This window comes from Mycobacterium sp., from assembly GCF_032162105.1.
In the GTDB taxonomy this organism is placed as follows: Bacteria; Actinomycetota; Actinomycetes; order Mycobacteriales; family Mycobacteriaceae; genus Mycobacterium.
Genome location: NZ_JAVRPS010000212.1, coordinates 1 through 6,798, shown reverse-complemented (window position 1 = coordinate 6,798; position 6,798 = coordinate 1). Strand labels below are relative to the sequence as shown.

The following is a 6,798-nucleotide window of genomic DNA, read 5'->3' as shown; positions in this document are numbered from 1 at the left end:
TTCCTCGTCGGGATCATCGTCCGGCTCGTCGATCTCGTCGGTCTCGTCGGGCGGGTTGAGCTCCTGCGGGTCGGGTAGCGCATCCTCCGACGATCCGATCAGTCCGCCGATCAGGTCGGCGAGCTGCTGTCCGAAACCGGACGATCCGGTGCCGAGCGAGGGCATGCCGCCGCCGAGCTCACCGAGGGACGGCATCGGCGACGCGGCGGCCGAGGCGGGCGCGGCGGCCGCGGCAGGCAGCGGGTCGGCGAATGGTGCCGAGGCGGGCGCGGGAGCCGGTGACGCTATCGGTGACGCTGCCGGTTCGGACGCTGCAACCGGCGGCGCACCGACGCTTTCGGGCAACGAGATCACCGCGGCGGCAGGTACCGTCGCGCCGGACACGGGTGGGCTGTCCGGCGCGTCCCACCTCGGGCCCAACTCCCCCGGCACGTCGAAGGCCGGGGCCGCGCCGGAGTCCATGCGGGCGCCGGCCGCGTCGTAGGCCGCCGTGACGGCGCCGTCCGCCCGGTGCATCGCAGCGAGCCAGTCCGTCCGGATGTCGTTGTCCACGAACGGTTTGATCTGCTGGTCGACGAGCTCGCTGGCGGCCACCTGGTCGCCGGCGCCGGTCGTCACGGTCTGCGCCGCGGCCAGCCACTCGGCGCGTTGCGGCAACCCTCGGTCGTCGACGTCCAGCACGGTCTCGACCTTGCCGTCGACGGCGCGCCACAGCTCATCGCGCAACGCCGCCACCGCGTCGGCGGCACGGCGCAGCCCGTCCCGCACGGCAACCGCCGATTGTCCGTGACACCAGAGGAATTCGCGAGCCGCACCCGCACCCTGGCCAGACCAGGAACCCGCCAACTCCGCGGTCAGCTCGCCGTGTCGACGCAGTGCATCGTCGGCCGCGGTGGCCGCTGCCGACAGCGCGGCACGGTCGGCGTCCAGTGCCCGTAGATCGAGGCCGTCGTCGTGGGCGTACCAATCGCGTACCTGCGCGACGTGCACCGTCAGATCCGGATGCTGATAGCCGAGCTGACGGCACGCCCACACGTAGGTCCCGATGCGCTCGACGGACGGTGCTCCCGCGGCAAGCCGGGCGGCCACGTCAAACCCCTCCGGCACGGTTACCCCACCCGCCGGGCGGTGCGGGCGTCGGCTTCGACGTATCGATCCGCGGAAGCCCTTAGTACGGAGGCGATCTCGGCACACGCTCGAGCCCAGAGCAGCATCCCGTCGCCGATGTGCTCGACCGAGTGCCGCAGCGCGTCACCACGCGCCGTGTACGCCCGCCCCGCGACGGCGCCGTCGAAGGACAGCCGCGCCAGATGAGTGCTGGCGGCGGCGTCGACGGCGTCGGCCATGGCGTCGTACCCGCGCGCCACGTCGAGCAGCGCCGCGACGTCGACGCGTGCGGCGTCACTTTGTCCCATGTCGGGTTAGGACGCGGCGCGGGCCCGTTCGGTTCCCGCCGTCAGCGTTGTTCGCTGACCGACTCCGCGACGCGGGCCGCGAGTAGCCGTGCGGTGTCCTCGTCGGCGGCTTCCACCATCACGCGGACCACCTGCTCGGTTCCCGACGGCCGCAACAGGATTCGGCCGGTCTCGCCGAGCTCCGCCTCGGCCTTCGCCACCGCGGTGCGCACGGACGGCGCGTCGGCGACGGTTGCCTTGTCGGCCACCTCGACGTTGATCAGCACCTGGGGCAGGGTACGCATGGGCGCGGCCAGGTCGGCCAAGGACGATCGGGTCTGCGCCATCCGCGACATCAGGCGCAGCCCGGTGGCGATGCCATCGCCGGTGGTGCCCATCGCGGGCATCACGATGTGGCCGGACTGCTCACCGCCGAGCGAGTAGTCGCCCGCACGCAGTTCCTCGAGGACGTAGCGGTCACCGACGGCGGTGGTGCGGACCTCGATACCCGCGGAGCGCATTGCCAGGTGCAGGCCGAGGTTGCTCATCACCGTGGTCACCAGGGTGTTCGACGCGAGTTCACCGGCGTCGCGCATGGCCAGCGCGAGCACCACCATGATCGCGTCGCCGTCGATCAGCCTGCCGGCCGCGTCGACGGCAAGGCAGCGGTCGGCGTCGCCGTCATGGGCCAGGCCGAGGTCGGCTCCGTGGCTGCGCACCGCCTCCTGTAGCTGCCCCATGTGCGTGGAGCCGCAGCCGTCGTTGATGTTGATCCCGTTGGGTTCTGCGTTGATGGTGATGACGTTGGCGCCGGCGGCCCGATAGGCCTGCGGTGCGGCCGTCGACGCGGCACCGTGTGCACAGTCGACGACGACGGTCAGGCCGTCGGCAGGCGTGGTGACCGCCTTGCCGATGTGGCGCAGATAGCGGGCGAGGGCATCCTCGGCGTCGACCACGCGGCCAATGCCCGCACCGACCGGGCGGGCGCCAGGACCATGTGCGACGAGGTCCTCGATGCGGTCCTCGGTGGCGTCGTCGAGCTTGTGGCCGCCGGGGCCGAAGATCTTGATGCCGTTGTCGGGCATCGGGTTGTGCGACGCCGAGATCATGATGCCGAACTCGGCGTCGTAGGCACCCGTCAGATGGGCGACCGCGGGGGTCGGCAGCACGCCGACCCGCATCGCGTCGACGCCCTCACTGGTCAGCCCCGCGATGACGGCGGCTTCGAGCATCTCGCCGCTGGCCCGTGGGTCGCGGCCGACGACGGCCATCCGGCGGGAGCTGCGGGACGTGCCCAGCCGGGCCGCCGCCGACCCAAGGGCCAGCGCCAACTCGGCGGTCAGATCGCGATTGGCGACCCCACGTACCCCATCGGTGCCGAACAGTCGACCCATGCGCAAGACCTCCAACAAACGAAACGATCCGCGCCGACTGTGCATCGTGCGACACGACACGCCGTGACGGCGTCGCCCGATGCACAGCCGGACAGCGACAGATCAGCGCTTGCTGTACTGAGGTGCCTTGCGGGCCTTCTTCAGACCGTACTTCTTGCGCTCGATGGCACGGGGGTCACGCGTGAGGAAGCCGGCCTTCTTCAGGGCCGGACGGTCCTCGGGCTGCACGATGATCAGCGCCCTGGCGATGGCCAGACGCAGCGCACCGGCCTGGCCGGAGGGGCCGCCGCCGTCGAGGTGGGCGAAGATGTCGACGGTGTCGACCCGGTCGACGGTCACCAGCGGGGCCTTGATCAGCTGCTGGTGGACCTTGTTCGGGAAGTACGCCTCGAGCGAGCGGCCGTCCAGCAGGAACTTGCCGGTGCCGGGCGTGAGGCGAACTCGGACCACAGCCTCCTTGCGGCGGCCGACGGTCTGGATGGCACGGTCGATCACGATGGGCTCGCGGGCAGGAGCCGCGTCCGCCGCTGGCGTCTCGGCCACCTCGACCACCTCGGGCGCCGCTGCGGTCTCCGTCTCGGGCACCGCTGCCGTCTCGGGCACCTCAGCGACCTCGGCCACGTCGGTCGTCTCAGTCACGTCTGTCGGTTCGGTCACTGGGCCACCTGCTTGATCTCGTACGGAACGGGCTGCTGCGCGGAATGCGGATGCTCCGGTCCGACATAGACCTTCAGCTTCTTCTGGACCTGCCGGCTCAGCTTGTTGTGCGGCAGCATGCCGACGATCGCGGTCTCGACGACGCGGTCCGCGTGCTTCTCCAGCTCGTCACCGAGCGAGCGCGCCCGGAGGCCACCGGGGAAACCCGAGTGGCGGTAAGCCATCTTGTTCTTGAGCTTGTCGCCGCTGACGGCGATCTTCTCGGCGTTGATGACGATGACGAAATCGCCACCATCGACATTGGGCGTGAACGTCGGCTTGTGCTTGCCGCGCAGCAGCTTGGCTGCTTCGACGGCGAGCCGGCCGAGCACGACGTCCGTGGCGTCGATGACGTACCACGAATGCGTGGTGTCACCTGCCTTCGGCGTGTACGTGGGCACAGCGCTTACCTCTTCTTCTCTCGGGTTGTCTCCCGGTGTGACCCGGGTGCCGGTCTGGCGATGTGTGGCTGGGACGGATCTCGGCGACCGACATTGACCCGAGGTCCCGGCGTGCCACACGCCAACGAGGCAGCTTACCCGGGAGCGTCCTCGCAGGTCAAAACGCGTTCGTTGGGGGCTAACCGGTCAGGTTGAGGACGAAGTTCGCGTCGGTCAGGTTCGGGACGTCTGGGGGCACCTGCACGGTTCCGGTGCCGCGGGCGTTCTGGTAGACGCCGTTGCCACCAACGATGGAGAGCGGAACCGTGTCACCGCGCACGAACAGGGCGGCGGTGTCGACCACGCCCTGGATGACGACCTGGCCGCCGCCGAGGTTGAATGTGCCGTTGCACGTCGTCTGGCCGGCTGTGTCGTTGCCGGTGAGCGTGGTGCAACTGCCGCCGGTCGTTCCCAGGAACATGCCACCGGGACGGTCGAACACATCGCCGGCGAAGATGAATTGGTCGCCTGGACCCGGTCCAGGTTTGCCGAGGTCGGCCTGGTGTTGCATGGTGTCGTGCTCGAAGAGCGTCAGAGTCGTATCGGCGGTCGCCGTGGGCGCCAGCGCCAGGCCGCCGAGGCTTGCCACAATTGCCACCCCAGACAGTTTTGCGTACTTGTTCATGTTTCCCCCAATACTCCGTATTAGCTGGAAGTTACGCCTCACGAATCCCAGATGGGACCGAACACCGGATTTCCGCGCTGGTAATGAACGAGATCCAGTTCGGCAGCCGGTCAGGAGGCCGATTCGCCATCGAGTTTCGCTCGGCATTGGTCTCGTCTGTCCAGTGCGAACGCAGACAAACTCCCCCGACCCCGACGCGTCGAGTTGCCGGAGGAGTTTGCGTCAGCCAGCCGATGACTACCGGTAGTCGATGACGATCCGGCCGTCGATCTGACCGCGCTCCATCTTGGCGAACACATCGTTGATGTCGTCGAGTCCCGCGCTCGCCACGGTCGGGTGGATCAGACCGCGGGCATAGAAGTCCAGCGCCTCGACCATGTCCTGGCGGGTGCCGACGATCGAGCCACGGATCGTCAGACCCTTGAGCACGATGTCGAAGATCGGCGCGGGGAAGTCGCCGGGAGGTAGCCCGTTGAAGACGATGGTGCCGCCGCGCCGGGTGAGCCCGATGGCCTGCCCGAACGCCTGCGGATGCACCGCGGTCACCAGCACGCCGTGAACGCCGCCGGTGACCTTCTGCACCTCGGCGACGACGTCGCTGGTGCGGGCGTTGACGACCACTTCGGCGCCGAGCCGGGTCGCCAGCGCGAGCTTGGAATCGTCGATGTCGACGGCGACCACCCGCAGACCCATCGCCCGCGCGTACTGCACGGCGATGTGCCCCAGCCCGCCGATGCCGGAGATGGCCACCCACTGGCCGGGCCGGGTGTCGGTCACCTTGAGGCCCTTGTAGACGGTGACGCCCGCGCACAGGATGGGTGCAATCTCGAGGGGGTCGACGCCGTCCGGGATCCGTGCGGCGTACGCGGCGTTGACGAGCATGTAGGTGCCGAAGCTGCCGTTGACGCTGTAGCCGGCGTTCTGCTGGCTCTCGCACAACGTCTCCCAGCCGGTGCGGCAGTATTCGCAGCTGCCGCAAGCCGACCACAGCCAAGCGTTGCCGACCTTGTCGCCAACCTTGAGATCGTTCACCCCTTCGCCGAGTGCCACGACTGTGCCGTAGCCCTCGTGACCCGGGATGAACGGCGGCTGAGGCTTCACCGGCCAGTCGCCTTGGGCGGCATGGAGATCGGTGTGGCAAACGCCCGAGGTCTCCAGCTTCACCAGCACCTCCCCGTAACCGGGGGCGGGCAGATCGACGTCGGAGATCCGCAAGGGGGCGCCGAAGTCGGTGACCACCGCGGCACGCATGGTTTCAGTAGGGGCATCTGGGCGTGCGGGAGTAGCGATGGTCTGCGTCATGAGATTGTTCCAATCTTGAAGGTGATTCAGGGCAAGTGGATTTGGTCCTCGCTCAGAAGAAGCCTTGGGCCTTGTTGCTGTAGGACACCAGCAGGTTCTTGGTCTGCTGGTAGTGGTCGAGCATCATCTTGTGGTTCTCCCGGCCGATGCCGGACTGCTTGTATCCGCCGAACGCGGCGTGTGCCGGGTAGGCGTGGTAGCAGTTGGTCCACACCCGGCCGGCCTTGATGTCGCGGCCCGCCCGGTAGGCGGTGTTGCCGTCGCGGCTCCACACGCCCGCGCCCAGCCCGTAGAGGGTGTCGTTGGCGATCGACATGGCGTCGTCGTAGTCCTTGAACGACGTCACCGCCACCACCGGTCCGAAGATCTCCTCCTGGAAGACCCGCATCTTGTTGTTGCCGGTGAAGATCGTCGGCGCCACGTAGTAGCCGCCGGACAGATCCCCGCCGAGCTCTGCGCGCTCTCCGCCCGTAATGAGCTTGGCGCCTTCGGATTTGCCGATCTCGATGTAGGACAGGATTTTCTCGAGCTGATCATTGGACGCCTGGGCGCCGATCATCGTCTCGGTGTCCAGCGGGTCGCCCTGCCGGACGGCCTTGGTGCGGATGGCGGCCAACGCGAGGAACTCGTCGTAGATGTCAGCCTGGATCAGAGATCGCGACGGGCACGTGCAAACCTCCCCCTGATTGAGGGCGAACATCGTGAAGCCCTCCAGCGCCTTGTCCTGGAAGTCATCGACCGCGGCGAGCACGTAGGAGAAGAAGATGTTGGGGCTCTTGCCTCCCAACTCCAGCGTCACCGGGATCAGGTTCTGCGACGCGTACTGCATGATCAGCCGACCCGTGGTCGTCTCGCCGGTGAAGGCAATCTTGTTGATGCGCGGATTGGAAGCCAGTGGCTTGCCCGCCTCGAGGCCGAACCCGTTGACGATGTTGAGCACACCTGGC

Annotated in this window: 7 protein-coding genes and 1 pseudogene; all 8 read right to left on the bottom strand. The window is 68.1% G+C overall.

The genetic code is table 11. The annotated features are described in order from the left end of the window. On the bottom strand, positions 1-1,107 hold a 1,107-nt coding region (locus QOC69_RS10750; RefSeq protein ID WP_526439182.1), incomplete at its 3' end, for a hypothetical protein. 2 nt (positions 1,108-1,109) lie between these two features. Then, positions 1,110-1,415, bottom strand: coding sequence for a type VII secretion target (locus QOC69_RS10745; protein WP_526439180.1), 306 nt, complete (start codon positions 1,413-1,415; stop codon positions 1,110-1,112). Between the two features lie 41 nt (positions 1,416-1,456). Continuing rightward, entirely contained in the window at positions 1,457-2,788 is a 1,332-nt protein-coding gene (gene glmM / locus QOC69_RS10740) for a phosphoglucosamine mutase (protein WP_526439178.1), read from the bottom strand. A 102-nt stretch (positions 2,789-2,890) separates the two neighbouring features. After that, positions 2,891-3,373, bottom strand: a complete 483-nt coding sequence (gene rpsI / locus QOC69_RS10735) for a 30S ribosomal protein S9 (RefSeq protein WP_526439184.1) — start codon at positions 3,371-3,373, stop codon at positions 2,891-2,893. A 68-nt stretch (positions 3,374-3,441) separates the two neighbouring features. Next, positions 3,442-3,885 carry a 50S ribosomal protein L13 gene (rplM, locus tag QOC69_RS10730; protein ID WP_526439176.1) on the bottom strand — a complete coding sequence of 148 codons (444 nt, stop codon included), beginning with the start codon at positions 3,883-3,885 and terminating at the stop codon, positions 3,442-3,444. A gap of 178 nt (positions 3,886-4,063) precedes the next feature. Next, positions 4,064-4,549 (bottom strand): allene oxide cyclase barrel-like domain-containing protein, encoded by a 486-nt coding sequence (locus tag QOC69_RS10725; RefSeq protein ID WP_526439174.1) that lies wholly within the window; start codon positions 4,547-4,549, stop codon positions 4,064-4,066. A gap of 237 nt (positions 4,550-4,786) precedes the next feature. Then, the gene (adhP, locus tag QOC69_RS10720) at positions 4,787-5,851 is read right to left on the bottom strand and encodes an alcohol dehydrogenase AdhP (RefSeq protein WP_526439172.1); all 1,065 of its coding nucleotides are present in this window, start codon (positions 5,849-5,851) and stop codon (positions 4,787-4,789) included. Between the two features lie 52 nt (positions 5,852-5,903). Next, positions 5,904-6,798: pseudogene (gene adh / locus QOC69_RS10715) on the bottom strand (aldehyde dehydrogenase); the annotation flags it as partial.

What these genes read in the sequence shown, in the direction of transcription:
- glmM (WP_526439178.1), bottom strand. Translation starts at nt 2,788, where the DNA reads ATGGGTCGACTGTTCGGCACCGATGGGGTACGTGGGGTCGCCAATCGC.
- adhP (WP_526439172.1), bottom strand. Translation starts at nt 5,851, where the DNA reads ATGACGCAGACCATCGCTACTCCCGCACGCCCAGATGCCCCTACTGAA.
- QOC69_RS10745 (WP_526439180.1), bottom strand. Translation starts at nt 1,415, where the DNA reads ATGGGACAAAGTGACGCCGCACGCGTCGACGTCGCGGCGCTGCTCGAC.
- QOC69_RS10725 (WP_526439174.1), bottom strand. Translation starts at nt 4,549, where the DNA reads ATGAACAAGTACGCAAAACTGTCTGGGGTGGCAATTGTGGCAAGCCTC.